The following is a 24,656-nucleotide window of genomic DNA, read 5'->3' on the forward strand; positions in this document are numbered from 1 at the left end:
TGGGTCTCGGGTCATCCCGTGGCCCCGAAAATTTTCATGATGAGGACGACTGCCGTCGTGAGGAAGAGCAGGAAGAAGACGACAACAGCAACCAGCGTGACTATCCCGGTGGGGGTGAGCCGCCCCCGGCTGGACGGCTGCGGTTCGGCGCCGCCCGACGTCTGGGCCGCGGCCGGCGGGGTGCTCCCCGGCGAGACGCCGCCGCCGGCCTCGAGGTCCGGTGTGCGGTCCGGGTCAGGGTTCGGCGGTTGTGCCGTCATGGGCGCAGCGCCACCCGGATGCAGTTGTCCTTCTTGCTCTTGAACAGGTCGTAGGCACGCACGCCGTCCTCCAGCGCAAGATCGTGGGTGATCAGCTTGGCGGGATCGAGGTCGCCCTGCTCGACGTAGTCGAACAGCCGGTCGATGTAGCGCTGGCCGTGCTGCTGAGCGGTTTTCAGGGTGAGGCCCTTATTGGTCAGCACAGCCATCGGGAACTTGTCGGTCAGCCCGTACACCCCGAGTACCGACACCACGCCGCCCTTGCGGCACGCGAGGATTGCCTGCCGCAGCGCGTTGGCGCGGTCGGTCTGCATGCGCAGCAGCTGCTTGGCTTTGTCGTAGAGCTGCTGGACCCCGGTGCCGTGGCCCTCCATGCCGACCGCATCGATGCACGCATCCGGGCCGCGGCCGCCGGTCATCTCGCGAAGCGTTTCGTGTACGCTGTCGACCGCGGTGTAATCGATTGTCTCCAAATCGAATTCGTTGCGCGCCAACGCCAATCGTTCCGGTATCCGATCGACGACGATGGCGCGTTCGGCGCCGAGCAGCAACGCGCTGCGGGCAGCCATCAGCCCTACACCGCCTGCACCCCAGACCGCGACCGTGTCGCCGCCGGCGATGTCGCAGAAGTCGGCGCCCATGAAGCCGGTGGGCGCCGCGTCGGAAAGGAATAGCGCCTGCTCGTCGGTGATGTCGTTTTTGATGGCAAAGCAATTGGCGTCCCCGAACGGCACCCGCACGTACTGTGCGTGCGACCCGGCGTAGCCGCCGAACGGGTGGGTGTAGCCATAGATGCCACCGGAGGGATAGCCGAGCAGCGGCTGCTGCAATTCCGCGTTGGGATTGGTGGTGTCGCAGCACGAGAACAACTCGTGCTCGCAGTACCAGCAGTGGTTGCAGGCGATGAACGACGGCACCACCACGCGGTCGCCGGCCTTGGTGTCGCGAACCTCGGCGCCGGTCTCGGCGACGATTCCCATGAACTCATGGCCGAAGACGTCGCCTTCGCGCATGCCGGGCAGGTAGCCGTCGATGAAGTGCAGGTCGGACCCGCAGGTGGTGGTGAGCTTGACTTCGACGATCACGTCGTGGGGATTCAGGATTTTCGGGTCGTCGACCGTCTCCACGGACAGGTCGTTGACGCCGTTCCAGCACAGTGCGCGCATGGGTGGCCTTTCGATTACCGCGCGGAAGCCCGCGCGCTGGGATTGGACCGCAGGGTGGGCAGCTCGCCGGTCTGCAGCAGCGCGCGCAGCCGATAGAGAAGCTTGTACGCGACGGCGCCCGACAACAGGCCGGGCACCGGTGTCTTGGCGTGCAACGTGACCTCGGTGCCCAGGTCGTGCGGTGCGGGGCGATAGCTGACGATCAGCGAGTTGTCGTCGGCGGTACCGACGAATTGGACTCCCTCCGGTTGCGGAATCAGCTTCGACTCCCAGGTCGCCTCGGGTCCGATGCGCAGGCGCCATTGATAGCGATCGGGCGCGACGGCCGTGACGTCGCCGATGTCGCCCAGCACTCTCGACAGTTGGTCGGGGTCGCGCCAGAACTGCTCGACCCGCTCCACCGGGCAGGCGATCGTTACGGTCTGGGCCTTGTCATGGCGGGGCAGGTGGTTCATCACCTTGTTCGCGATGCCCAGCGCCTGGTCTTTCGCCGCACTGAGATAACTCATTCGTGCTCCCTCCGTTGCCGCGAAGCCATACCCGCCCCTGGGGCACCCAAACGGGTGGTGCCTACCATCGCGGGGTGAGCGATGTGCCCGGCGTGCCGCGGCGAGACGTCCTGAAAATCGCCGGCATCGCGCCGGTGCTGCTGGGCGGCGCGGCGTTCTGCGCCCCGCGCGCGTCGGCCGGCCTGGCGGGTTCGTCGGTATTCCTCGACCCGGGGCACAACGCCGTCAACGATGCCTCCATCAACCAACCGGTCCCCAACGGGCGCGGCGGCAGCAAACCGTGCCAAACATCGGGCGCCGCAACCAACGACGGCTATCCCGAGCATGCGTTCAACTGGGCCGTCGTCGGGCTGGTCCGTGAATCGCTGGGGCAAATGGGCGTGCGCACGGTGCTCTCCCGCGCCGACGACAACTCCGTCGGACCCTGCATCGACCAGCGCGCCGCTCAGGCGAATGCCATGCATCCCGATGCGATCGTGAGCGTCCACGCCGACGGCGGCCCCGCGTCGGGCAGCGGATTCCACGTCAACTACGCCAACCCGCCGCTGAACGAGGTACAGGCCGTCCCGGCCGTGCAGCTGGCTCATGCGATGCGGGACGCGTTGGTGCAGGCCGGGTTTCACCCGTCGACTTATGTCGGGTCGGATGGGCTGTACGGCCGCGACGACCTGGCCGGGTTGAACCTGGCCCAATACCCGGCGGTGCTCGTCGAGCTGGGCAACATGCGCAACCCCGGCGAGGCCGCCCGGATGGAAAGCGCGGATGGTCGGGCCGAGTATGCGACGGCCGTCACGGCGGGGATCGTCGCGTTCTTGAACGCCAAGCCTGCATGATGGTGCTGTGGTCAAAGCGCTGTTGTTCGACGTGCAAGGCACGGCGACGGATTTCTTCTCCACGGTCTGCGGCGAGGCGCAACGCATCAGCGCGGGACGCCACCCGGACACCGACTGGCCCGATCTGGTTCGGCGTTGGCGCGCAGGGTACTTCGACGCGCTGACCGCCGCCCAGAGTCGCCACGACGGATGGGTGTCGGTGCACTCGGTGTATCGCGACGCGCTGGAAACTTTGCTCGACCAGAGTGGCGTCACCGGCTTTTCCGACGCCGAGCGTGAGGAACTCACCCGGGCCTGGCAGCGCCTAGAGCCGTGGCCCGACGTGCCGCTCGGGCTGTCCTGGCTGAAAGACGAGTTCACGTTGGCCACCCTGTCCAACGCCGACGTGTCCGCGGTCATCAACATTTCCAAGCGGGCGCGGCTGCCCTGGGATGCGATCTTCGCCGCGGAGATGGCCGGCGTGTTCAAGCCCGACCCGGCGATCTACCGGATGGCCGCCACCTACCTGGGTTTGGCTCCCGCCGACATCATGATGGTGGCCAGCCACAAGTACGACATCCGCGCGGCGGCCCAGCTGGGCTTCCGCACGGCGTTCGTCGCGCGGCCGCTGGAGTTCGGGCCCGACGGCGACGCCGACGTCACCTACTCCGACGAGTTCGACATCAATGCGTCGGATTTCCTGGACCTCGCCGATCAGCTCGGTGCGTCCTGGCCGTCCTAACGGTGCGCCGAGCCGGTCAGCGGTTGACCGTTGGCGGCCACACCCGCGATCGCGGTGTCGACGGCCATCGGTGCGCGCAGGTAGACCTCGGCCAAATGCGCTGCGGCGCAATCGACCACGGTGACGGTCACCCGGCTCAGATCGACCGGCGGAAGGTCGGCGACACACTGGCCGACTAGGGCCCCGCTTGGGTGAACGCCGGCGGCACGGTGTGGGTCAGTGCCGGGTCGGGCGGTTCTGAGGACATGGACAGCAATCCCCGCACCGCGCGCAGGGCCAGCAGCCAGTTCGCCGGCTTCTTCAGGTCCAGGCCGCCCAGCAACTGCTTGATCATGGTCAACGTGTCGAAGTAAATGCGTTCGCAGACAAGCGTTTCCGATTCGTCAAAGAGGAAGTAGGCGGTCATCCGCACCCGGAACCGGCTGCCGGTGGGCGGCACCTTGCCCAGGAAACCTTTGTGCGTGCCCATCAACCAGAACTCGACGATCACCGCGTCTGCGCTGTGCCGCAGGGCGATGATCTCGTGGTCCTGATCCGGGAACGCGGTGCGCGTGTAGTCGTAGTAGGCCCGCACGGCGTCGTGCCCGTCGTGAACGACCAGCTGCGGAATCAGCTCGTAATGCGGGTGCGGGAACGTCGCCAACACGTCGTCCCAGTCCTGGCGGACCTCGTCGTGGAAGTGGTCGAGCACGAGTTTCTGGCGCGCCGCCAGCACGTCCGGACCGGGAAACGTCATGGGCGGTGTGCCTTCCGAATTGGGGCTAGGAACCCGGCGGTGTCCACGACACCGGCAGGTGTTTGATGCCGTGAATGAATTGCGACAGCAGGCGCGCCGGTTTGCCAGTCACCGTGATGTCCGGAATCTCCCGACGCAATTCGTCGAAGGCTACCCGGATCTCGCGCCGAGCGAGGTTGGCGCCCAGGCAGAAATGCGCCCCGCCGCCGCCGAACCCCAGGTGCGGGTTGGGCGTGCGGGCGACGTCAAACGCCCACGGGTTGTCGAAGCAAGTTTCGTCACGGTTGGCCGAGTTGTAGTACAGCGCAACCTTGTCACCCGCCGCCATCTTCACCCCACTCAACTCGAACTCACGGGTGAGGGTGCGGCGCATATAGATCACCGGCGAGGCCCACCGCACGATCTCCTCCACGGCCGTGGCGGTCAGCGCCTCGAAGTTCGACCACCACTTCTTCCGTTCCGCGGGGAAGCGGGACAACGCCAGCACCCCGTGGCTGATCGCGTTGCGGGTGGTCTCGTTGCCGGCCACCACCAGCAGAATGAAAAACGACGCGATCTCGGCGGAGGTGAGCCGATCGCCGTCGACCTCGGCCTCGACCAGGCTGGTCGTCAGGTCGTCGTGATGGTTGCGGCGGCGGTCCTCGGCCAGCGCGGTCGCGTAGGCGCCGATGTCCATCGACACCTGCACGAACTCCTCGAAATCCAGCGTCAGGTCCGGGTCGCCGAAACCGAGAATCACGTTGGTCCAGTGGAAGATTCGCTGATGATCGTCCTCCGGAATCCCCATCATGTCGCAGATGACCTGCAGCGGCAGCGGTCCGGCGAGTTCGGTGACCAGGTCGGCCTGTCCGTCGGGATGATTCGCGATCAACGACGTGACCAGCCGGTGCGCCCGCTCGCGCACCGACGCCTCGATCCGGGCCACCACTTTCGGGGTGAACGCCCGGCTCACGATCGAGCGCAACCGCTGGTGTCGCGGATCGTCGAGCACGATCATCGAACCGAAGTACTGCGCCAGCTCCGGCAGTTGGTCGTTGACCGTGATGCCGCCCGCGGAGCTGAAGATGTCGGGATGACGGCTGGCGAAGTGGACGTCGTCGAGTTTGGTCAGCGCCCAGTACCCGGCGCCGGAGTCGAAACCCTCCATCTGGATCGCGGGCCAAAAAGAGATCGGGGCCTCCCGGCGCAGCGCGGCGAACGCGGCGTCACGGATGTCGTCGCCGCGCGCCCAGAAATCGAGCGCCTCGAGATGCACATCGGCAAGAGACATCTCGGGCGGGGGCGCCCCGTTCGGTCGCATCAGTGCGTACAGACGGTTCTCGCTGGCACCCCGGTGGTCGCCGTCGCGGCGCTGACCAGATTGCCGTCGACAAAGATCTTGCAGGAAATGGGCCCCGGCCCTTGGGCGCTCAACGCGAACACCTGACCGCCGAACCCGGTGAACTCCGTCGACCAGGGCAGCGAAGCATTCACCTGATGCAGCTGCCCGGTGTCGGTCTGGTAGTAGATGAACTGGGCGACCGCGGGCCCGTTGACCTCGTAACGGACCTTGGGCATTTGGGGAATCGCGTAGGCGACACCGCAGGCATTGGCAAACCCGAGACCGACGGCCAACAACACTGAAGGCCCAGCGAGGTGCTTTTTCATGAATTGCATCGTGTCACCACCGGCGACGCTAGGGAAGCTTAATGTGAAGTTCCAAAGCGGGGGCTGATGACCGGAAAGGTGGCGTAACGCATGGCGGGACACGACTCAAAACGTGTGGTGGTGTTTGGCACGGGATTCGTCGGCAAAATGGTGATCCCCGAGATCGTCAAACACCCCCTGTTCGAGTTGGTGGGTGTCGGAGTCAGTAACCCAAACAAGGTCGGCCGCGACGTCGGCGAAATCTGCGGCCTGTCCGAAAAAATCGGCCTCGCCGCGACCGACGACATCGACGCCCTGATCGCGCTGAAACCCGACGCGCTGGTGCATTACGGCCCGACGGCCATGCACGCCAAAGAGAACATCGCGCTGATCACCAAATTCCTGCGGGCCGGCATCGACGTCTGCTCGACGGCGATGACACCGTGGGTGTGGCCGACGATGCACCTGAACCCGCCGAACTGGATCGCGCCCATCACCGAAGCATGCGAGCTGGGCGAATCGTCCTGCTTCACCACCGGCATCGATCCCGGATTCGCCAACGATCTGTTTCCGATGACGCTGATGGGTCTGACGTCGGAAGTGCGCCGGGTGCGGGCCTCCGAGCTGCTCGACTACACCAACTACGAGGGCGACTACGAGTTCGAGATGGGCATCGGGCGCGAGCCGGAGTTCAAGCCGATGCTCGAAGACCGCAACATGCTGATCTTCGCGTGGGGCGCCACCGTCCCGATGATCGCGCACGCCGCCGGCATCATGCTCGACGAGATCACCACCACCTGGGATAAGTGGGTGACGCCGACCGAGCGAAATTCGGCTCGCGGCGTCATCAAACCGGGCCACGTTGCCGCCGTCCGGTTCACCATCAACGGCGTCTACCAGGGCGAAACCCGCATTCAGCTCGAACACGTCAACCGCATCGGCCGCGACGCCGCCCCGGACTGGCCCACCGGGCACGACAACGACGTCTACCGCGTGGACATTGAGGGCACCCCGAGCATCTTCCAGGAGACCGCGTTCCGGTTCACCGACGGCTCGGGCCGTGACGCGGCCGCGGCCGGGTGCCTGGCGACCGGGCTGCGGGCACTGAACGCGGTGCCGGCCGTCAACGAGCTGCGTCCCGGCTGGGTGACCCCGCTGGACCTGCCGCTCATCGCCGGAGCAGGCAATATACGCTGATCACAGCGGACACTGCGCCCGATTCGTATACAGCTAATGCATAGCCAGCGCAGAGACTGGCTATAGGTGTAAGCGGCAAAATCGGGTGCAGGCGGATGCGGGGGCATTCCGCTTGACGACGGGGATTGGACCATGGCAGACGGAGCTACGCCGGCGCTGGGTCTGTCGGTTGGCGCCACGAACTTCGCCGCGGTCACCGCCGACCACGCGATCACCCGCAAGCCCGTCCTCACGCTCTACCGCGACCGTCTGCCCGAGATCGGCATCCCGGCGGAAAACCCGCGGCTGGACCGGCCGGGCCTGGTCATCACCAATTTCGTCGACCGCGTCGGCGACCCGGTCGGTATCGTGGCGGCCGACGGGACCGTGCACCACAGCGAGGTGCTGGCCGCCGACGGTCTGCGCGCTCTGGCCTACGCCGCCACCCAGGGGCGCCCGCTGCCGCCGGACGTCGCGGTCACCCACCCCGCCCACTGGGGACCGGCCGCGATCGACGCGCTGGGCTCGGCCCTGAGCCGGGTGTCCGAATGGTCGAACGCGGTGACCTTGATTCCGGATGCGGCCGCGGCGCTGTTCGCCGCCCGGGCCAACCCCGGCATTCCGGCGCGCGGCACCGTGGCGGTGTGCGACTTCGGCGGCAGCGGCAGCAGCATCACGCTGATGGACGCCGCGGGGGACTACCAACCATTGGCGCCGACGGTGCGCCATCCCGACTTCTCCGGCGATCTGATCGATCAGGCCCTGTTGACGACGGTGCTGGGCAACCTGCCGAGCAGCGAGTCCTTCGACCCGTCCGGCACCTCGGCGATCGGCCCGCTGAACCGGCTGCGCACCGGATGCCGCAACGCCAAGGAGCAGCTCTCGTCCAGCACAGTCGCGACCCTCGGCGAGCAACTGCCGGGGCTGCCCGGCGACGTCCGGATCACCCGAAACGAGCTGGACGACGCGATCCGTCCGGCGCTGACCGCGTTCCTGGCGCTGCTCGACGAAACCTTGGCGCGCAACGGTATTCGCGATCTTGTCGCGTTGGTGTCGGTGGGTGGTGGCGCGCATATTCCGGCGATCACCACGGCGCTGTCGGGGCACCTGCGCGTTCCGGTCGTCACGACGCCGCGCCCGCACCTGGCCCCGGCCATCGGCGCGGCGTTGCGCGCGGCGCGTGGGCCGGGGGAGACCGGCGCGACCCAGTTGACCCCGGCGGCGGCCACGTCGGCGGCAGCGGCGATCGCGGTGGGAGACCGACAGGCGTTGCTGGCGCAGGCCCCGCCGTCGGCGCCCGTCTCCACTGCGATGCCGGCGCTGGCCTGGTCGGAGGCCGACGAGGAGTCGCGTTCCTTCCGTTTCGGCCGGTCCGGGTACACGTCGGCGCGCCCGGCGGTGAGCTTCGAGCAGCCCGACCGGCCGCAGCCCGAGGAAAAGAAAAAGCCGATCATTCCCTGGTATCGGATGCCGTCGATCCTGATCGTCGGTTCGGCTGTGGCGGTGCTGTTGGTGGCCATCGCGTTGGCGATCGGTCTGGCCGACGACAAACCGGCGACCACACCCAATTCGGGCGTGAACACGACTCCCGCGTCCGCACCGCCGGCCGCCAGCCCGCAACCGTCGAGCCAGGCGCCGGTGTCGAGTCAGGCCGCGCCGGCACCGGCGGCACCACCGGCCGAAGCGCCGGCTCCTGCCGCGGTCGACGCCCCACCACCCGCGGATGCACCAGCGCCCGTCGACGCACCGCCGCCCCCGGACGCACCTGCCCCACCTCCAGTCCAGGTGCCACCTGCGCCTCCGGTGCCGCACGTGCCGGCGCCCGCGCCCCGAGTCCCGCCCATCCCGGCGATACCGCCCATTCCGCGCATCCCCGGAATCAGCCTGCCGATACCCGGCTTAGGCGGCCTCTAGCCTCTGGCTCGTCAGCGCTTCTCGCCTTTGTTCTCCTCGGCGGCTACCTTTTTGAGTTCTTCGTTGAGGGCTTTGTCCTTGTCGATCTGTTCCTGGCGGTCCTTGTCGTCTTGCGAACTCTCGCCGGAATTTTCGTTGGCCGGGCCGTCATTGCTCTTCGGGTTACCGTCGTCGTCGAGCCAGTCGTTGACCGCCGTTCCCGAAACCGCGCCACCGGAGCCCGGTAACACCAAGGTGGGCCGCGACTCGTCGTAGGCGACCATCATCTCGGCGGCGGCCTGCTTGTCCTCCTCGGTGGGCTCCGGCTTCTCGGTCGGCTGCCCGTCCGACTTTCGATCCGTCTGCTGGTCGCGGTCCCGATCCGCTGATTTGTCGTCCTGCACGCTCATGTAGCTACCCCCTTGCGAGTTGCAGTTTCGACTGCAACTCGCAACCGCATACCCGCTGCCGTGTCGTGCCGAAACTCGCGCCGCGCCCGGCATAGTGCGGGTGACCAGCGGTCACGGACGCTGATCGACGAAAAGTGTTGTGCCAGAGGCTAGTTAGCGGGCGGATAGCTGACGTGGGTGAGTTTCTCGGAGATCTCCCAGAGGCGTTGGCAGTCAGCGTCATTGCGGGCCGGCGCCGGCGTCTTGGCGACCCGTACCCCGCCACCGGCGAGCCCCATGAAACCGCGTGGCCCATAGAACTCACCGCCTTCGGCTTGCGGCGTGACCGCCGCATACAGCGCCGGCAGAATCCCGTTGTCGATCTCCTGCCAGAGGAACGGCGTGAAACGCCACGACGCCTTGTACAGCCGCTCCATCAGCGCCGGCTTTTCGCGGCCGTACGAGGGTCCGCTGATCTGCAGGTTGGTCTTGGTCAGGCCGGGATGCGCGGCGTTGGAGACGATGCCCCAGCCGGCCGCGCGGCTGCGCTTATCCAGCTCGCGGGCGAACATCAGCACCGCCAGCTTCGACTGGCCGTAGGCCGACATGGCCGCGTAGGACTTTTCGAATTGCAGGTCGTCGAAGTGGATCCTGGCGCCCGTGCCGGCCGCGAGACTGCTCAACGAGACGACGCGGGGCCGCTGGGCGGCGCGCAGTAGCGGCAGCAGATGGCCGGTCAGCGCGAAGTGGCCGAGATGGTTGCTGCCGAACTGCAATTCGAAACCGTCGGCGGTGGTGTCGCGCTCCGGCGGCGTCATGACTCCGGCGTTGTTGATCAAGATGTCGATCGGCCGGCCCTCGGCGTTGAGCTGCTCACCCAGCGCGGCGACCGAGACCAGCGAGGACAGGTCGAGGGATTTGATGGTCAGCTTGGCGTCGGGCACGCTGCGGCGGATGTCGTCGATCGCCGCCTCGCCCTTGGCCCGGTTGCGGATGGCCATCACCACATCGGCGCCGGCCGCGGAAAGCCGTTTGGCCAGCCCGAAACCCAGCCCGCTGTTGGCGCCGGTGATGATCGCCAGCTTCCCGGACAGGTCTGGCACGGTGGCAACAAGGTCGTTGGACATGGCTAACAGTGTGCTCTTTCGCTGGCTCACGGTCACTAGCGGTGACAAACTGCGTGCATGCGAAGCAGGCGGCTGGCAAAGATGTCGCTGGTCGCTGCCGTTGTGGCGATGATTGTGGCGGTCGCCGGCTTCATCATCACTCTGGTGCTCAACGCCTTCTTTCTGGACAAGTACAACGACTACGGCGAGGTGCCGATCCCGGGAGCGGGGAGCCTGTATCTGCCCGCTGGTGAGGTCACCGTCAGCCTGCACACGGTGGTGATCGGCGGGGCCGACGGGGGACTGCCCGTGCCGCCGCTGGGCGTGACCATTACCCCGCCCGACGGGGTGGCGCAGCCGACGATGACCGAAAGTATCGGCAGCACAACGACTGTCAACAACGATGCACACGTGCGAGTGTGGGTGGCGCAGATCCCGGCGGCGGGCACCTACCACGTCACGACCGACGGACAGGTCAACGGCTACATCGCCCCGCGGTTGGCGTTCGGCCACTCGAGTTCCTACGGGTATCTGGTGTGGGTGTTCGTGGCGTTGTTCGTCGTGGGACTCGCCGACTCGATTTTGTCGGGCTGGTGGCTGGCCCGCACCCGGCGTCGGGCGGCCGCCGCGGTGGTTTCGCGCAGCTGGGGGGAACCGGCCATCTCGCTGTCGGGCGCGTACGAACCCACCGACGAGGGCGTCCGGCTGGAGCGACTCAAAACGTTGGCGGCCCTGCGAGATTCCGGAGCCCTCACCGAAGAGGAATTTCAGACCGAGAAGCGGCGGATCCTGGGCGGGCACTGAGCTCCGACACGGCATCCGCGAGCCCAAGATTCGCGACGAGGCGGGCGCTGAGCCCCGACCCGGGGGGCGCGCAGCAGCCGGAGCTCAGTGACCGCGGGCGACCCACTCCTCGTAGTGGACGATCTCGTCACCGATCACGGTGCTGTCGCCGTGACCGGTGTGCACGATGGTCTCGGCGGGCAACTTGCCCAGCCGCTCGGAGATCGAGTGCAGGATCGTCGGGAAATCCGAGTATGACCGCCCCGTTGCGCCGGGACCGCCGGCGAACAGGGTATCGCCGCTGAACACCACACCGAGATCGTGCACATACCAGCACACCGATCCCGGGGAGTGCCCAGGAGTATGCAGCGCGGTGACCTCGGTGCCGTCGATCTTCAATGTGTCGCCGTCGGATACGGCACGAAAGTCGCTGTCCGGGTGCGTCATTCGCCACAAGACCTCGTCCGCGGGATGCAGCAGCACCGGTGCGTCGAGGGCCTTGCCGAGCTCGGGTGCCACCGTGACGTGGTCGTTGTGGCCGTGCGTGCACACCACCGCGACCACGTGGCGACCGCCCACCGCCTCGACGATCGGGCCCACCTGGTGGGCGGCGTCGAACACCACGACGTTGGAGTTGTCTCCGAACAGCCAGATGTTGTTATCGACTTCCCAACTGCCGCCATCGAGTTCGAAGGTGCCGTGCGTGACCACCCGATCGATGTCGACCATCAGAGCATCACTACCGAACGCAATACCTTGCCGCCATGCATCTTCTCGAACGCCTCCTCGATGCCGTCTAGCCCAATCCGCTCCGAGACAAACTTCTCCAGCGGGAGGCGGCCCTGCAAATACAGGTCGATCAGCGTGGGGAAGTCACGTTCGGGCAGGCAGTCGCCGTACCACGACGACTTCAACGAGCCACCGCGAGAAAAGAAGTCGACCAGCGGCATTTCCAGCTTCATGTCCGGTGTCGGCACTCCGACGAGCACCACGGTGCCGGCTAGGTCGCGGGCGTAGAAGGCCTGCCTCCAGGTTTCGGGCCGGCCGACCGCGTCGATCACGACGTCGACCCCGAAGCCTCCGGTCAGGTCCTGAATCGTTTCCACGACGTCGAATTCGCGGGCATTGACAGTGTGGGTCGCCCCGAACTCACGCGCCCATTCCAACTTAGTGTTGTCGGTGTCGACCGCGATGATCCGGCGTGCACCCACCAACGCGGCGCCCGCGATCGCGGCGTCGCCCACACCGCCGCAGCCGATCACGGCCACGGTGTCGTCGCGGGTGATCGCGCCGGTGTTGATCGCGGCGCCGATCCCAGCCATCACCCCGCAGCCCAGCAACCCGGCCACCGCCGGGTCGGCCTCGGAATTGACCTTGGTGCACTGTCCGGCGGCGACCAGCGTCTTGTCGGCGAACGCCCCGATGCCCAACGCCGGGGTGAGTTCGGTGCCGTCGGTCAGCGTCATCTTCTGCGCGGCGTTGAACGTGTCGAAGCACAAGTGCGGCTTGCCGCGTTTGCAGGCTCGGCACTGACCGCACACCGCGCGCCAGTTCAGGATCACGAAGTCGCCCGGCGCAACGGAAGTCACGCCCGGCCCGACGGCCTCGACCGTGCCGGCGGCCTCATGACCGAGCAGGAACGGGTATTCGTCGTTGATGCCGCCCTCGCGGTAAGTGAGGTCGGTATGGCAGACCCCGCAAGCGATGACGTCGACGAGGGCCTCGCCCGGGCCGGGCTCCGGCACCACGATGTCCACCAGCTCGACCGGTTCGCCCTTCTTGCGTGAAATCACACCGCGCACTGTCTGACTCATGCGTTCAAACCTACGGTGTAGCCTCGCAGCCTGTGCGCGCCGGTGACGATTCAACGCGAAGCGATACGGGAGGAGCCGCGCAGGTGAGCGGAGCACCCGACAGTCTGACGGAAACCACCGAGGAATTCACCGGCCGAATGGTCGCGGCCCTCGACGGCGCCAGTCTTGCGCTGCTGCTGAGCATTGGGCACCAGACCGGCCTGCTGGACACGATGGCCGGGCTGGGCGCGGCCACCAGTGCGCAGATCGCCGAGGCCGCGGGTCTCAACGAGCGGTACGTCCGGGAATGGCTCGGCGGCATGACCACCGGGCACGTCGTCGACTACGACCCCGGTGCCGCAACCTACTTGCTGCCGGCCCACCGGGCCAGCGTGTTGACCAGGGCCGCCGGGCCCCACAACCTTGCCGTGGTGGCACAGTTCATGCCGCTGCTCGGTGAGGTCGAGCAAAAGATCATCGACTGCTTCCGCGCGGGTGGCGGCCTTCCCTACAGCGAATATCCGCGCTTCCACGCGCTGATGGCCGAGGAAAGCGGCGCGGTGTACGACTCGTCTCTGGTCGACGTCGTGCTGCCGTTGGTGGACGGCCTCGTCGACCGGATGCGCTCCGGAGTAGACGTTGCGGATTTCGGCTGCGGCAGCGGCCACGCCATCAACGTGATGGCGCAGGCTTTTCCGGCCAGCCGGTTCACCGGCATCGACTTCTCCCAAGAGGCCATCGCGACCGGTGCCCGGGAGGCCGCGGCGCTCGGGCTGTCGAACGCGACCTTCGAAAGCCAGAATCTGACCGAGCTGAATTGGGCGTCGGTGTACGACGTGATCACCGTGTTCGACGCGATCCACGACCAGGCCCAGCCGGCCCGCGTGCTGGAAAACATCTACCGGGCGTTACGGCCGGGCGGGGTGCTGTTGATGGCCGACATCAAGGCATCGAGTCGGCTCGAAGACAACGTCGACGTCCCGATGAGCACCTACCTTTACACGACCTCGCTGATGCACTGCATGACGGTGTCGCTGGCGCTGGACGGGGCGGGACTGGGCACGGTATGGGGCTCCCAGCTGGCCGTCCAGATGCTCGGCGAGGCCGGCTTCGGCGACGTACGGGTGGCCGAGATCGAGTCCGACCCGATCAACAACTACTACATCGCTAGGAAGTGATGGCGGCCCTCGACCTGCTCGCCGATTGGCCTGTCGATAACGCCGCCGCCGCGGTGGTCGGCACCGCGGGAGTGCTGGCGACTTACGGCGACACCGAGCGGGTGTTCGCCCTGGCGTCGGTCACCAAACCTTTGGTGGCCCGCGCCGTGCAGGTCGCGATCGAAGAGGGCGCCGTCGACCTGGAAACCCCAGCCGGCCCGCCCGGCTCCACGGTGCGCCACCTGCTGGCGCATGCGTCGGGCCTGGCCATGGAGTCCGACAAGGTGCAGGCCCAACCCGGCACCCGGCGGATCTATTCGAACTACGGCTTCGGCGTGTTGGCCCACACCGTGGAGCGCGAGTCGGGCATCGAGTTCAGCCGCTACCTCGGCGAGGCGGTGTGCGAGCCGCTGGGCATGGCCGCTACCCGACTGGACGGCGGCGCACAACACGCCGGGTTCGGCGCGAGTTCAACGGTCGCGGACATGGCGGCATTCGCCGGCGACCTGCTGCGTCCGGCGACCGTCTCGCCCGAAACCCACGCCGAGGCGACGACCGTGCAATTTCCCGGTCTGGACGGCGTGCTGCCCGGCTACGGCATGCAGCGCCCCAACGACTGGGGGCTGGGCTTCGAGATTCGGGACTCCAAATCGCCGCACTGGACGGGGGCGCGGAATTCGGCGCGAACCTACGGCCATTTCGGCCAAGCGGGTGGTTTCATCTGGGCGGATCCCGACGCCGAGCTGGTGTTGGTGGCGCTGACGGACCGCGATTTCGGCAAGTGGGCGCACGAGCCGTGGCGGGCGGTCGCCGACGCGGTGCTGCTCCAATACATCAAATAGGCATCGAGCACTAGCGCAACACGGGTATCACAAGGCACAATAGACCCGTACGAAACAAAACGTTCGAATAAGCATCCTGCTTTCGGTCCGCCAGGTCGTTGGGGAAGACGTCCCTCGTGGAACCGAAGGAGCAGGTAGATGCGTGCGTCGAATCAATTCGCCGACGTGACGGCTGGTGTGGTGTACGTGCATGCCTCGCCCGCGGCGGTATGCCCGCATGTCGAGTGGGCGTTGTCGTCGACCTTGCAGTCCAAGGCCAACCTGGTCTGGACACCGCAGCCGGCGATGCCGGGGCAACTGCGGGCGGTCACCAACTGGGTCGGTCCGGTGGGGACCGGCGCCCGGCTGGCCAACGCGCTGCGGTCGTGGTCGGTGCTGCGTTTCGAAGTCACCGAGGACCCGAGCCCCGGAGTCGACGGCCATCGCTTCTGCCACACCCCGCAGTTGGGCCTGTGGAGCGGATCGATGAGCGCCAACGGAGACGTCATCGTCGGCGAGATGCGGCTGCGGGCCATGATGGCGCAGGGCGCCGACTACCTGGCCGCCGAACTCGACACGGTCCTGGGCACGGCCTGGGACGAGGCGCTCGAGGTGTACCGCGACGGCGGCGACGCCGGCGAAGTCACCTGGCTCAGCCGGGGCGTGGGCTAACTTCGGACTAGACCGCCGGCGGCCTGGCCGGCGCTGCAGCGGCGCACGTCTGCCCAGCCGTCGTGCGTGTCGCCCCGGTCGTCACACCGTCCGCGGCCGCAGGATCTGCAGCGCCCCCGGCACCGCCGAGATCTCGGCGGGCAGCGGACAGGCGAAGTCGCCGTCGGCGTAGACGTTGATGCCGGCGCATTCGACGTGAATCGTTTTCGCACGCGCGGTGCGCACCTCGTCGAGGTTGACGTGCGTGCCCTTGAGCACGGTGGGAAACAGGCGGACCAGTTTGGTGCGAGACGCGGTGTACACCATCGTGATATCGAGCAAACCGTCGGTGTAGTCGGCATTGGGACAGATCAGCAGGCCGCCGCCGTAGCTTCGGGTGTTGCCGAACGCCGCCAGCGTGATGTCGGCGTCGATCTCGGTGCTGCCGTCGAGCACCAGCCGAAACGGCAGCATCCGTAGCTGCGAGAGTTCGGCGAGCATCGCCGCGTAATAGCACAGCCTTCCGTGCGGCCAGGTCATCCGATTGGCGCGGTCAGTGACCAGGGAATCGAATCCCGTCGCCGCCACCGTGCCGAACCACTTGGCCACGCCGTTGCCGTCCACGATGCGGCCCAAGTCGATCGTCTGGGCCCAACCGTCCACGACGACGTCCGCGGCGGCCTCGGGAGCCTTTGTGGGAATACCGAATTCGCGGGCATGATCATTGCCGGTACCCGCCGGGATGATGCCCAGCGGAATGTCGGTGCCCGCCAACACCTGCAGCGCGTTGGAGATGACGCCGTCGCCGCCGGTGGCGACCAGCGCGTCGGTGCCGCGTTCGATGGCGGCGGCGGCCAGATGACGGGCGTCGGCGGCGTCGTCGCCGATGATCTCGTTCACCTCCACGCCGCGGGCGTGCAGCCGGGCGATGGCGGCCTGCGCGGCATGGACGGCGGTGCCGTGACCGGACCGGGGATTGGTCAGCGCGGTCACCTTGGCGATCTCGCGCTGGCGCGGCGGTGTCACGGAATCAGCTTGCCGGGGTTGAGGATTCCCGCCGGATCCAAGGTCGCCTTGACGGCGCGCAATACCTGCACACCCAAGTCGCCCACCTCGTTGCGCATCCACGGCCGGTGGTCGGCGCCGACGGCGTGGTGGTGGGTGATGGTGCCGCCGGTGGCGACGATCGCGTTTGACGCCGCCGTCTTCGCGGCCCGCCACTGCTCGATCGGATTGCCGCGCTGGCCTGCGACCACGGTGAAGTACAACGACGCGCCGGTGGGATACACGTGCGAAATGTGGCACATCACCAGTGCCGGTGTCCCGCTTTCGGCCAGGGCGGTGGTGAGTGCGTCGGTGACGGCCGCCTTGAGCGCGGCGATGTTGGACCAGTCGGTCGCGGTTTCCAGCGTCTCGCACAGGGCCCCGGCGGCCAGCAGCGAATCGCGCAGATACGGCGCATCGAACCGGCCGCGCTCCCAGGCCTGCGCCGGCCCTTCGCCCAGCGAGGTGCCGCCGTGGGCCGCCAGCAGTGCGCTGGTTTCGGCGTGTCGGCTCTCGACGTGTTCCTTGGTGCCCTCGAACACGGTGATGGCCAAACAGCCACCGGTGAGCTGGTTTTCCCCGATGGACTCGGTGGTAGCGAGGTTGACCCCGGTCTCGGCCTCGTCGGACAGGCGAATGACGGTGGGGCCGGTCGCGTTCTGGGTGACCGCCCGCAGCGCCGCGGCCCCGGTCTCGAAGTCAGGGAACGACCAGGCCTGGTAGCGGACCTCCGCCGGAACGCGGTGCACCCGCAGCCGAACCTGGGTGATCACGCCGAAGGTGCCCTCCGAGCCGATCAGCAGCTGGCGCAGATCGGGGCCGGCCGCCGACTCCGGCCCGCGACCCAGCTCCAGCGTCCCGACCGGGGTGACCACCCGCAGGCCGCGCACCATGTCGTTGAACCGGCCGTAGCCGGCGGAGTCCTGCCCGGAGGACCGGGTCGCGGCGAACCCGCCGATCGTGGCGTACTGGAAGCTCTGCGGGAAATGCCCCAGCGAGAAGCCGTGCGCGCCCAGCAGGCGTTCGGCGTCCGGGCCGGTGACCCCGGCGCCGAGGACCGCCAGGCCCGACACCTCGTCGAGCTCGATGAGCTGGTCGAAGCGGCGCAGGTCGAGTGAGATGACCGCGGTGAAGTCGCCGCGCACGGGGTCCAGGCCGCCCACCACGCTGGTGCCGCCGCCGAACGGGACCACCGCGATGCGGTGCTGCGAGCAGTAGCGCAGGATCGCGGCCACGGCGTCCTCGTCACCGGGCAGCAGGACCGCGTCCGGGGCATCCTGCACCCCGGTGTCCTTGCGGCGCAGCAGATCGAGCGTGGATTTACCGCCGGCGTGCAACAGCCGGTCGCGGTCATCGGTGCGGCAGTACTCGGCGCCGACGATCTCGGCCAGCGCGTCCTGCTCCGCCGCCGACAGGGCGGATCCGCGCAGCTTTACCTGGTCGGCGGCGAGTTCGGCGGAATGTGAATCCTCAAGCCCCACAGCCTGTCTCAGCAACGACCGAATGCCGTCGGACAGTGGTTTGGCGCTGGCGGGATCCCCCCACGCATTCCATTTCATCGGGGGAAGAAGTGCCTCAGGTCGCGTCATGCGTTACAGTATTACACATGTTGTCAATCAGTAATACCGGGTTGGATGTGGGCGACCGGATCTTGGCCGCGGCAGCCAGCTGCGTAGTCGATTTCGGGGTGGACCGGGTGACCCTGGCCGAGATCGCCCGCCGCGCGGGCGTGAGCCGGCCGACGGTCTACCGACGCTGGGCGGATACCCCCTCGATCGTGGCGGCGCTGCTGACCCAGCGCATCACCGACGTGATGCAGGACGCTCCGCTGCGCGGCGAGGACCGTGAATCGCTTGTGCAGCAGGTGGTTTCGGTGGCCAATCTGCTGCGCCACGACGAATTGATCATGTCGGTCATGCATTCGCATCTGGCATCGACCTACATCACCGAGCGGCTCGGGCAAAGCCAGCAGATGCTGATCGACGCCCTGGCCGACCGGTTGCGGGTGGCGCAACGACACGGCAGCGTGCGGGCCGGTGATCCGCTGCAGATGGCCACCATGGTTCTGCTAATCGCACAGTCGACGATTCAGTCCGAGCGGATCGTGCGCCCGATCCTCGACGCCGGCGCGCTGGCTACCGAACTCACCCACGCCCTGAACGGATACCTGGCCCCATGAGCGCCGCACTCAACGCCGCCCGCCGCACCGCTGACCTAACCGCGCTCGCCGACGGCACGCCGCTGGACGTCATCGTGATCGGCGGCGGCATCACCGGCGTCGGCATCGCGCTGGACGCCGCGTCACGCGGCCTGCGGGTGGCGCTGGTGGAAAAGCACGATCTGGCGTTCGGCACCAGCCGCTGGAGCTCCAAACTGGTGCACGGCGGCCTGCGCTACCTGGCCACCGGCAATGTCGGCATCGCCCGGCGCAGCGCCGTCGAGCGGGGCATCCTGATGACTCGCAACGCCCCCCACCTAGTGCACGCGATGCCGCAACTGGTTCCGCTGCTGCCGTCGCTGAGTCAGTCCAAGCGGGCGCTGGTGCGCACGGGATTCCTCGCCGGTGATGCGCTGCGGATGCTGGCGGGCACCCCGTCGTCGACGCTGCCGCGTTCGCGGCGGGTGCCGCCCGCGCGGGTAGTGCACATGGCGCCCACGGTGCGCCGCGAGGGTCTCGACGGGGGTCTACTCGCCTACGACGGGCAACTGATCGACGACGCCCGCTTGGTCACCGCGGTCGCGCGCACCGCCGCCCAGCACGGCGCCCGGATCCTCACCTATGTCGCGGCATCCGAGGCCACCGGCACCTCGGTGCGGCTGACCGACCGGCGCACCGGGCAGTCCTTCGACGTGGCCGCCCGCGTGGTGATCAATGCCGCCGGGGTGTGGGCGGGGGAGATCGACGGCGCGCTGCGGTTGCGGCCCAGCCGCGGGACCCACCTGGTCTTCGACGCCACCGTATTCGGCAATCCGACTGCGGCACTGACGATTCCGATCCCCGGCGAACTCAATCGGTTCGTCTTCGCGATGCCCGAGCAGTTGGGTCGCGTGTACCTGGGGCTCACCGACGAAGCGGCCCCCGGCCCGATTCCCGACGTGGCGCAACCGTCCGAGGAGGAAACCGCCTTCTTGCTCGACACGGTGAACACCGCACTGGGCAGCAGCGTCACGGTTGCCGATGTGATCGGGGCCTACGCCGGGTTGCGGCCGCTGATCGACACCGGTGCAGGCCGCACCGCCGACGTCTCGCGCGAGCACGCCGTCGTCGCATCGGAGACCGGTGTGATCAGCGTGATCGGCGGCAAACTGACCGAATACCGCTACATGGCCCAGGACGTCATGGACCGTGCCGTGAGGCTGCGGAGGCTGGAGGCCGGCCCCTGCCGCACCCGTAACCTGCCGCTGATCGGGGCTGGGGCCAACCCGGGGTGTGGCCTGGGCCCGGCGGCCGGTGCTGGGGCCGGTGTGGCGGCCGGGCTGCCCGCGTCACTGGTGGCCCGCTATGGCGCCGAGGCGCCGCACGTTTTTGCTGCCGCGCGCTGCGAACGGCCCACCGAGCCGGTGGCTGACGGTATCGACGTGACCCGGGCGGAGTTCGAATACGCCATCACCCACGAGGCCGCGCTCGACGTGGACGACATCTTGGATCGGCGCACCCGGATTGGCCTGGTGGCGCGCGACCGCGAGCGGGTGGTCGGCGTCGCCGAGGAATTCCTGGCCGGCGTCGGCTGACCGGCCGCGTGGGTTCGACCCGGGCAACTTCGGGTAACAGTGTTTCGATGGACACCGATGGCGCCCAGCGCACTTGGACGCGCGACGAGATCACGGTCACCGATCCCACCACGATGACCCAGGCCATTACCGGCACCGCGATCGGCAACGTGATGGAGTGGTATGACTTCGGCGTCTACGGCTACATCGCCACCACCATCGCGCAGGTGTTCTACCCCGGTAACAGCGTGAGCGTCGTACACCTGCTCGCCACCTTCGGCACGTTAGCGGCGGCGTTCGTGGTGCGCCCGGTGGGCGGCATGATCTTTGGCCCGCTCGGTGACCGGATCGGCCGAAAGCGGGTGCTGGTGCTCACGATCCTGATGATGACCACCGGGACGACGATGAGCGGTCTGCTGCCCGGCTACGCCACGATCGGCATCTGGGCGCCCATCCTGCTCATCGTGGCCCGGGTGTTCCAGGGGTTGTCGACGGGTGGTGAATTCGTCGGCGCGATGACCTATTTGGTGGAGCAGTCGCCCGATCGCAAACGCGGCATGCTGGTTGGATTCCTGCCATTAGGCAACCTGATCGGGTTTGTGGTGGCCGGATTTCTGGTGACCGGGTTGCAGGCGTGGCTGCCGCGCGACGATTGGCTGGCCTGGGGCTGGCGGGTTCCGTTGCTGTTGGCGGCACCCTTGGGCCTGATCGCGCTGTACATGCGGCTGCGGCTGGAGGAATCACCGGCCTTCGCCCACTTGAGTGAGAGCACCGAACCCGAAGAGGGCGGCCAGTTTCGGCGCACGGTGGTGGAGCAGTGGCGCCCGATGCTGATCTGCGCCGCCCTGGTGCTGACCTCCCAGGTGGCCGACTTCATGGTTACCGGCTATCTGCCCACCTACCTGAAAACCGTGGTGCACCTGAGGGAAACAGTGGCGCTGGTGTTGATCGTGGTAACCCTGGCCATCCTGATGGCCACGATCGTATTGGTGGCCAAGCTGTCCGACCGCATCGGCGTCAAACCGATCATGCGGACCGGTTGCGTGCTGCTCATCGTGGCGTCGGTGCCCGCGTTTTTGCTGATGCGACTCGGCGGTGCCTATCCGGTGGTCTTTCTGGGTGTGCTGCTGATTGGGTTGATGGAACTTTGCTTCGACAGCACGACGCCGTCGGCGTTACCGGCGCTGTTCCCAACCCGCGTGCGGTACGGAGCGCTGGCCATCTCCTACAACCTGTCGATCTCCACCGTCGGTGGCGTCACGCCGCTGATCGCCCAGGCGCTGGTATCGGGTACCGGTAGCGCCATGGCGCCGGCCTACCTGCTGATGTGCGCGGGCGCGATCGGCGTCGTCACGCTGCTGTTCATGCCCGAGGTCGCCGGCAAGCCGTTGCCCGGGTCCGGGCCCGCCGTCGAAACCGCAGCGGAGGCAGAGCAATTGGCCGGCCGTGCGGGAGCGTAACGCAGGGACGAGTTTCGGCGGAAACTGCGCCCTGGCCCTACCCTCGCGGCGCGACAGAGGATTTACAGCGGGATGTTCTTGTGGCGGCCGCGACGCGCCGGCGCCTCAGCCAACGCCTGGGTGAGCTTGCTGCGGGTGTGCGCCGGGTCGATCTTCTCGTCCACCACGCCGATCTCGATGGCGCTGTCCACACCACCCGCGATGCGCTCGTGCTCGGCGGCCAACTCGTTGTGCAGCGCCTCACGCTCGTCTTCGGGCGCGGCGGCCAGCTTGCGCTTGTGCAGAATGCCGACCGCGGCCTTGGCGCCCATGACCGCCACCTCGGCGTCCGGCCACGCGAACACCTTGGTGGCGTTCAGCGAGCGAGAGTTCATCGCGATGTAGGCCCCGCCGTAGGTCTTTCGGGTGACCAGCGTGACCCGCGGCACGGTCGCCTCGCCGAACGCGTGCAGCAGTTTGGCGCCCCGGCGCACCACGCCGCCCCACTCCTGGTCAACACCCGGAAGGTAGCCGGGCACGTCGACCACCACCACCAACGGAATCCCGAACGCGTCGCACAGCCGCACGAAACGTGCAGCCTTCTCGGCGCTTTCGGAGTTCAGGCAGCCGCCCAACCGCAGCGGGTTGTTGGCGAGCACACCGACGGTGCGGCCCGACAGCCGGCCCAGTCCGACCACCATCGACGGCGCCCAGTTCGCCTGGAACTCGTCGAACGGGGTGTCGTCGTCGAGGATTGCGGTGACGATCGGGTGCACGTCGTAGGCGCGCCGCGCCGACTCGGGCAGCAGGGCGTGAATGTCGGTGTCCCCGGCTTCGGCCTTGTTGCGGTCGAAATGCCCCTGTTGGCAGAACAATCCGACCAATCGGCGGCCACGCTCGTAGGCGTCCAGCTCGTCTTCGGCGACGATGTGGCAGACGCCGGACTTCTTGTGGTGCGTTTCCGGTCCGCCCAGCGAGCACATGTCCACGTCCTCGCCGGTGACGCTGCGGACCACGTCCGGCCCGGTGACGAACACCCGGCTTTCCGGCGCCATCACGATCACGTCCGTCAGCGCCGGCCCGTAAGCGGCGCCGCCGGCGGCGAATCCGACGACCACCGAGATCTGCGGGATGTACCCGGAAGCCCGGATCATGGCCTCGAACACCAAGCCCACCGCGTGCAGGGCCTTGACGCCTTCGGCCAACCGGGCCCCGCCGGAGTGCCAGATGCCCACGATCGGGCTCTGCTCCTCGATCGCCGTGTCGTAGGCGTTGACGATGTGAGAGCACCCCTCGATGCCCATCGCACCGCCCATCACCGTGCCGTCCGTGCAGAAGGCAATGGTGCGAACGCCATTCACGGTGCCCGATGCGGCCAGCACACCGGAGCGGTCACGCTCGTGCAACAGCGCGACGCTGCCGTCGTCGAAGAAGGTGCTCAGACGCAGCAGGGGGTCGCGGGGGTCAAGTGACTCGCCAACCGCATCGGGGGCCATGAGTGTCATCGCAGGTCTCCTGTTTCCGGTGAGCTCGGGCTCAGTACCGCTGGGTGTTAGTACCGTCCAAAGGTGATCGCAACGTTGTGACCGCCGAATCCGAACGAGTTGTTGATCGCGAACCGGTAGTTGCCCGGCCGCGGCTTACCCGCCACCACGTCCAAATCGATTTCTGGATCGAGGTTTTCCAGGTTCAGTGTCGGCGGGATTACCTGCTCGCGCAATGCCAGAACCGTCAAGATCGATTCCAACGCACCGACCGCACCCACCGAGTGGCCAAGCGCGGACTTCGGCGCATACACCGCGGGGTGGTTGCTGCCCAACGCCTTGTTGATCGCCTTACTTTCGGCTAGGTCGCCGACCTGGGTGCCAGTGGCGTGAGCGTTGATGTGGTCGATCTCGGCGGGGGTGATGCCCGCGAGCTGGATCGCCCGCGTCATGGCGTGCGCGGCCCGCTCCCCATTCGGATCCGGTGCCACCATGTGGAATCCGTCCGAGGTGACACTGGCCCCCATGATCCGCGCCAGGATGTTGGCGCCGCGCGCCTTGGCGTGCTCTTCGGTCTCGATGACCATCAGCGCGCCGGCCTCACCGAACACGAAACCGTCGCGGTCCCTGTCGAACGGGCGACACGCACCGGCCGGGTCGTCGTTGTTGGTGGACATCACGATGCGCATCGCGGCGAACGCCGCGATCGGCACCGCCTCGATCTGAGTCTCGACGCCACCGCAGATGGCGATGTCCGCCTCACCGAGCACGATCTGCTGCCAGGCCCGGGCGATGCCCTCGTTACCCGACGCGCAGGCCGAAACCGGTGTCATGACACCAGCTTTGGCTTGCCGTTCCAGCCCTACCGCCGCAGCCGCACCGTTGGGCATGTACTTCTGCACGCCCAACGGGGAGACCGCCTTCATGCCACGTTCGCGCATGTCGTCGTAGCTGAACACCATCTCCTCGGACGAGCCCAGGCCGGTACCGATCGACACCGCCAACCGGTTGGTGTCGACCTCGGGCGAACCGGCGTTCTCCCATACCCGGCGGCCCAAGACGGTGGACATCCTCTGCAGATAACCGGTGCGACGCAGCTCGACGCGCGTGAGCTGACTGTCGAAGTCCTCTACGAGGTGCCCACCGATGCGCACCGGCAGGTCGAATTGCTCGACGAACGGGTCGGTGAGGGTACGGATTCCACTCTGGCCGTCTAGCAACAGCTTCCAGGTTTCTTCCGCGTCGGGTGCTAGGGCAGTCGTCGCAGCGATGCCGGTGACGACCACGTTGGGGAATGCTTTCCCCGTAACCAGCTCTGTCATGGGTGTAGCGAACGTTCCTTCCATCTTCGTCCGGCT

25 protein-coding genes and 1 pseudogene are annotated in these 24,656 nt (G+C 67.4%); 11 read left to right on the forward strand and 15 right to left on the reverse strand.

Going from position 1 to position 24,656, the window contains the following annotated elements:
• Nucleotides 1-11 precede the first annotated feature (11 nt).
• From G6N33_RS22345 to G6N33_RS22355, 3 genes are read right to left on the reverse strand one after another with little or no spacing between them, the layout of a single operon-like run.
• Nucleotides 12-260, reverse strand: a complete 249-nt coding sequence (locus tag G6N33_RS22345) for a DUF6480 family protein (RefSeq protein WP_101528622.1) — start codon at nt 258-260, stop codon at nt 12-14.
• Nucleotides 257-1,426 (reverse strand): zinc-dependent alcohol dehydrogenase, encoded by a 1,170-nt coding sequence (locus tag G6N33_RS22350; protein ID WP_044506699.1) that lies wholly within the window; start codon nt 1,424-1,426, stop codon nt 257-259. The genes G6N33_RS22345 and G6N33_RS22350 overlap by 4 nt, the downstream gene beginning before the upstream one ends.
• Before the next feature lie 14 nt (nt 1,427-1,440).
• On the reverse strand, nt 1,441-1,935 hold the full coding sequence (locus tag G6N33_RS22355) for an SRPBCC family protein (RefSeq protein ID WP_044506698.1): 495 nt from the start codon (nt 1,933-1,935) through the stop codon (nt 1,441-1,443).
• 74 nt (nt 1,936-2,009) lie between these two features.
• Between G6N33_RS22355 and G6N33_RS22360 the strand changes: the two genes are divergently transcribed.
• Together G6N33_RS22360 and G6N33_RS22365 are read left to right on the forward strand one after the other, a co-directional pair.
• On the forward strand, nt 2,010-2,768 hold the full coding sequence (locus G6N33_RS22360; RefSeq protein WP_044506695.1) for an Rv3717 family N-acetylmuramoyl-L-alanine amidase: 759 nt from the start codon (nt 2,010-2,012) through the stop codon (nt 2,766-2,768).
• Nucleotides 2,769-2,775: 7 nt separating this feature from the next.
• On the forward strand, nt 2,776-3,489 hold the full coding sequence (locus tag G6N33_RS22365) for a haloacid dehalogenase type II (RefSeq protein WP_231382423.1): 714 nt from the start codon (nt 2,776-2,778) through the stop codon (nt 3,487-3,489).
• Between the two features lie 5 nt (nt 3,490-3,494).
• Here the strand turns inward: G6N33_RS22365 and G6N33_RS28010 are convergent.
• The 4 genes and pseudogenes from G6N33_RS28010 to G6N33_RS22380 form a co-directional block, all read right to left on the reverse strand.
• A pseudogene (locus tag G6N33_RS28010) lies at nt 3,495-3,776 on the reverse strand (hypothetical protein); the annotation flags it as partial.
• The gene (locus tag G6N33_RS22370; protein WP_044506692.1) at nt 3,665-4,225 is read right to left on the reverse strand and encodes an ester cyclase; all 561 of its coding nucleotides are present in this window, start codon (nt 4,223-4,225) and stop codon (nt 3,665-3,667) included. The gene G6N33_RS22370 and the pseudogene G6N33_RS28010, both read right to left, overlap by 112 nt.
• Nucleotides 4,226-4,250: 25 nt before the next feature.
• A complete protein-coding gene (locus G6N33_RS22375) occupies nt 4,251-5,525 on the reverse strand; it encodes a cytochrome P450 (RefSeq protein ID WP_044506690.1) in 1,275 nt (424 codons plus the stop codon).
• Nucleotides 5,525-5,872 carry an MmpS family transport accessory protein gene (locus G6N33_RS22380; protein WP_176234599.1) on the reverse strand — a complete coding sequence of 116 codons (348 nt, stop codon included), beginning with the start codon at nt 5,870-5,872 and terminating at the stop codon, nt 5,525-5,527. Before G6N33_RS22380 ends, G6N33_RS22375 begins: the two co-directional genes overlap by 1 nt.
• 90 nt (nt 5,873-5,962) lie before the next feature.
• Between G6N33_RS22380 and G6N33_RS22385 the strand changes: the two genes are divergently transcribed.
• Entirely contained in the window at nt 5,963-7,048 is a 1,086-nt protein-coding gene (locus tag G6N33_RS22385) for an NAD(P)H-dependent amine dehydrogenase family protein (RefSeq protein ID WP_044506686.1), read from the forward strand.
• A gap of 132 nt (nt 7,049-7,180) precedes the next feature.
• Nucleotides 7,181-8,941 carry an Hsp70 family protein gene (locus G6N33_RS22390; protein WP_101528623.1) on the forward strand — a complete coding sequence of 587 codons (1,761 nt, stop codon included), beginning with the start codon at nt 7,181-7,183 and terminating at the stop codon, nt 8,939-8,941.
• A gap of 11 nt (nt 8,942-8,952) precedes the next feature.
• Here the strand turns inward: G6N33_RS22390 and G6N33_RS22395 are convergent, their stop codons facing one another.
• A complete protein-coding gene (locus tag G6N33_RS22395) occupies nt 8,953-9,330 on the reverse strand; it encodes a hypothetical protein (protein WP_044506682.1) in 378 nt (125 codons plus the stop codon).
• A gap of 149 nt (nt 9,331-9,479) precedes the next feature.
• A complete protein-coding gene (locus tag G6N33_RS22400) occupies nt 9,480-10,436 on the reverse strand; it encodes an SDR family oxidoreductase (RefSeq protein ID WP_044506681.1) in 957 nt (318 codons plus the stop codon).
• Nucleotides 10,437-10,493: 57 nt separating this feature from the next.
• Between G6N33_RS22400 and G6N33_RS22405 the strand changes: the two genes are divergently transcribed.
• Nucleotides 10,494-11,219, forward strand: coding sequence for an SHOCT domain-containing protein (locus tag G6N33_RS22405; protein ID WP_044506679.1), 726 nt, complete (start codon nt 10,494-10,496; stop codon nt 11,217-11,219).
• Between the two features lie 84 nt (nt 11,220-11,303).
• Here G6N33_RS22405 and G6N33_RS22410 read toward each other — a convergent pair whose 3' ends face one another.
• Both G6N33_RS22410 and G6N33_RS22415 read right to left on the reverse strand, forming a co-directional pair.
• Nucleotides 11,304-11,927, reverse strand: coding sequence for an MBL fold metallo-hydrolase (locus tag G6N33_RS22410; protein ID WP_044506677.1), 624 nt, complete (start codon nt 11,925-11,927; stop codon nt 11,304-11,306).
• A complete protein-coding gene (locus tag G6N33_RS22415) occupies nt 11,927-13,012 on the reverse strand; it encodes an S-(hydroxymethyl)mycothiol dehydrogenase (protein ID WP_044506675.1) in 1,086 nt (361 codons plus the stop codon). Before G6N33_RS22415 ends, G6N33_RS22410 begins: the two co-directional genes overlap by 1 nt.
• A gap of 137 nt (nt 13,013-13,149) precedes the next feature.
• Here G6N33_RS22415 and G6N33_RS22420 point away from each other — a divergent pair, with 137 nt between their 5' ends.
• From G6N33_RS22420 to G6N33_RS22430, 3 genes are all read left to right on the forward strand, one after another.
• Nucleotides 13,150-14,169, forward strand: a complete 1,020-nt coding sequence (locus G6N33_RS22420; protein WP_044511999.1) for a class I SAM-dependent methyltransferase — start codon at nt 13,150-13,152, stop codon at nt 14,167-14,169.
• On the forward strand, nt 14,169-14,990 hold the full coding sequence (locus G6N33_RS22425) for a serine hydrolase domain-containing protein (RefSeq protein ID WP_044506673.1): 822 nt from the start codon (nt 14,169-14,171) through the stop codon (nt 14,988-14,990). The genes G6N33_RS22420 and G6N33_RS22425 overlap by 1 nt, the downstream gene beginning before the upstream one ends.
• A 138-nt stretch (nt 14,991-15,128) precedes the next feature.
• A complete protein-coding gene (locus tag G6N33_RS22430; protein WP_044506672.1) occupies nt 15,129-15,641 on the forward strand; it encodes a DUF3145 domain-containing protein in 513 nt (170 codons plus the stop codon).
• Nucleotides 15,642-15,722: 81 nt separating this feature from the next.
• On the opposite strand, the gene G6N33_RS22435 is transcribed toward G6N33_RS22430, so the two are convergent.
• Both G6N33_RS22435 and G6N33_RS22440 read right to left on the reverse strand, forming a co-directional pair.
• Nucleotides 15,723-16,646: a diacylglycerol kinase gene (locus tag G6N33_RS22435; protein WP_101528624.1), complete on the reverse strand. Its 924-nt coding sequence runs from the start codon at nt 16,644-16,646 to the stop codon at nt 15,723-15,725.
• Nucleotides 16,643-18,223 carry an FAD-binding oxidoreductase gene (locus tag G6N33_RS22440; RefSeq protein ID WP_044506670.1) on the reverse strand — a complete coding sequence of 527 codons (1,581 nt, stop codon included), beginning with the start codon at nt 18,221-18,223 and terminating at the stop codon, nt 16,643-16,645. The genes G6N33_RS22435 and G6N33_RS22440 overlap by 4 nt, the downstream gene beginning before the upstream one ends.
• Nucleotides 18,224-18,270: 47 nt before the next feature.
• Between G6N33_RS22440 and G6N33_RS22445 the strand changes: the two genes are divergently transcribed.
• From G6N33_RS22445 to G6N33_RS22455, 3 genes are all read left to right on the forward strand, one after another.
• Complete coding sequence (locus G6N33_RS22445; RefSeq protein ID WP_044506669.1) at nt 18,271-18,843, forward strand: TetR/AcrR family transcriptional regulator; 573 nt, start codon at nt 18,271-18,273, stop codon at nt 18,841-18,843.
• The gene (locus G6N33_RS22450; RefSeq protein WP_044506667.1) at nt 18,840-20,396 is read left to right on the forward strand and encodes a glycerol-3-phosphate dehydrogenase/oxidase; all 1,557 of its coding nucleotides are present in this window, start codon (nt 18,840-18,842) and stop codon (nt 20,394-20,396) included. The genes G6N33_RS22445 and G6N33_RS22450 overlap by 4 nt, the downstream gene beginning before the upstream one ends.
• Before the next feature lie 113 nt (nt 20,397-20,509).
• On the forward strand, nt 20,510-21,835 hold the full coding sequence (locus G6N33_RS22455; protein WP_044511997.1) for an MFS transporter: 1,326 nt from the start codon (nt 20,510-20,512) through the stop codon (nt 21,833-21,835).
• A 62-nt stretch (nt 21,836-21,897) separates the two neighbouring features.
• Here G6N33_RS22455 and G6N33_RS22460 read toward each other — a convergent pair whose 3' ends face one another.
• Nucleotides 21,898-23,319 carry an acyl-CoA carboxylase subunit beta gene (locus G6N33_RS22460; RefSeq protein ID WP_044506666.1) on the reverse strand — a complete coding sequence of 474 codons (1,422 nt, stop codon included), beginning with the start codon at nt 23,317-23,319 and terminating at the stop codon, nt 21,898-21,900.
• A 47-nt stretch (nt 23,320-23,366) separates the two neighbouring features.
• Complete coding sequence (gene kasB, locus G6N33_RS22465) at nt 23,367-24,620, reverse strand: 3-oxoacyl-ACP synthase KasB (protein ID WP_044506664.1); 1,254 nt, start codon at nt 24,618-24,620, stop codon at nt 23,367-23,369.
• Nucleotides 24,621-24,656: the final 36 nt, after the last annotated feature.

Source organism: Mycobacterium simiae (assembly GCF_010727605.1).
Classification (GTDB): domain Bacteria; phylum Actinomycetota; class Actinomycetes; order Mycobacteriales; family Mycobacteriaceae; genus Mycobacterium; species Mycobacterium simiae.

Bases quoted from the DNA above. Each gene is read 5' to 3' on its own strand.
- G6N33_RS22355 (WP_044506698.1), bottom strand. From the start codon at position 1,935: ATGAGTTATCTCAGTGCGGCGAAAGACCAGGCGCTGGGCATCGCGAAC.
- G6N33_RS22375 (WP_044506690.1), bottom strand. From the start codon at position 5,525: ATGCGACCGAACGGGGCGCCCCCGCCCGAGATGTCTCTTGCCGATGTG.
- G6N33_RS22440 (WP_044506670.1), bottom strand. From the start codon at position 18,223: ATGAAATGGAATGCGTGGGGGGATCCCGCCAGCGCCAAACCACTGTCC.
- G6N33_RS22350 (WP_044506699.1), bottom strand. From the start codon at position 1,426: ATGCGCGCACTGTGCTGGAACGGCGTCAACGACCTGTCCGTGGAGACG.
- G6N33_RS22420 (WP_044511999.1), top strand. From the start codon at position 13,150: ATGGTCGCGGCCCTCGACGGCGCCAGTCTTGCGCTGCTGCTGAGCATT.
- G6N33_RS22385 (WP_044506686.1), top strand. From the start codon at position 5,963: ATGGCGGGACACGACTCAAAACGTGTGGTGGTGTTTGGCACGGGATTC.
- G6N33_RS22345 (WP_101528622.1), bottom strand. From the start codon at position 260: ATGACGGCACAACCGCCGAACCCTGACCCGGACCGCACACCGGACCTC.
- G6N33_RS22410 (WP_044506677.1), bottom strand. From the start codon at position 11,927: ATGGTCGACATCGATCGGGTGGTCACGCACGGCACCTTCGAACTCGAT.
- G6N33_RS22400 (WP_044506681.1), bottom strand. From the start codon at position 10,436: ATGTCCAACGACCTTGTTGCCACCGTGCCAGACCTGTCCGGGAAGCTG.
- G6N33_RS22455 (WP_044511997.1), top strand. From the start codon at position 20,510: ATGACCCAGGCCATTACCGGCACCGCGATCGGCAACGTGATGGAGTGG.
- kasB (WP_044506664.1), bottom strand. From the start codon at position 24,620: ATGACAGAGCTGGTTACGGGGAAAGCATTCCCCAACGTGGTCGTCACC.
- G6N33_RS22430 (WP_044506672.1), top strand. From the start codon at position 15,129: ATGCGTGCGTCGAATCAATTCGCCGACGTGACGGCTGGTGTGGTGTAC.
- G6N33_RS22460 (WP_044506666.1), bottom strand. From the start codon at position 23,319: ATGACACTCATGGCCCCCGATGCGGTTGGCGAGTCACTTGACCCCCGC.
- G6N33_RS22390 (WP_101528623.1), top strand. From the start codon at position 7,181: ATGGCAGACGGAGCTACGCCGGCGCTGGGTCTGTCGGTTGGCGCCACG.
- G6N33_RS22370 (WP_044506692.1), bottom strand. From the start codon at position 4,225: ATGACGTTTCCCGGTCCGGACGTGCTGGCGGCGCGCCAGAAACTCGTG.
- G6N33_RS22395 (WP_044506682.1), bottom strand. From the start codon at position 9,330: ATGAGCGTGCAGGACGACAAATCAGCGGATCGGGACCGCGACCAGCAG.
- G6N33_RS22450 (WP_044506667.1), top strand. From the start codon at position 18,840: ATGAGCGCCGCACTCAACGCCGCCCGCCGCACCGCTGACCTAACCGCG.
- G6N33_RS22415 (WP_044506675.1), bottom strand. From the start codon at position 13,012: ATGAGTCAGACAGTGCGCGGTGTGATTTCACGCAAGAAGGGCGAACCG.
- G6N33_RS22445 (WP_044506669.1), top strand. From the start codon at position 18,271: ATGTTGTCAATCAGTAATACCGGGTTGGATGTGGGCGACCGGATCTTG.
- G6N33_RS22405 (WP_044506679.1), top strand. From the start codon at position 10,494: ATGCGAAGCAGGCGGCTGGCAAAGATGTCGCTGGTCGCTGCCGTTGTG.
- G6N33_RS22425 (WP_044506673.1), top strand. From the start codon at position 14,169: ATGGCGGCCCTCGACCTGCTCGCCGATTGGCCTGTCGATAACGCCGCC.
- G6N33_RS22380 (WP_176234599.1), bottom strand. From the start codon at position 5,872: ATGAAAAAGCACCTCGCTGGGCCTTCAGTGTTGTTGGCCGTCGGTCTC.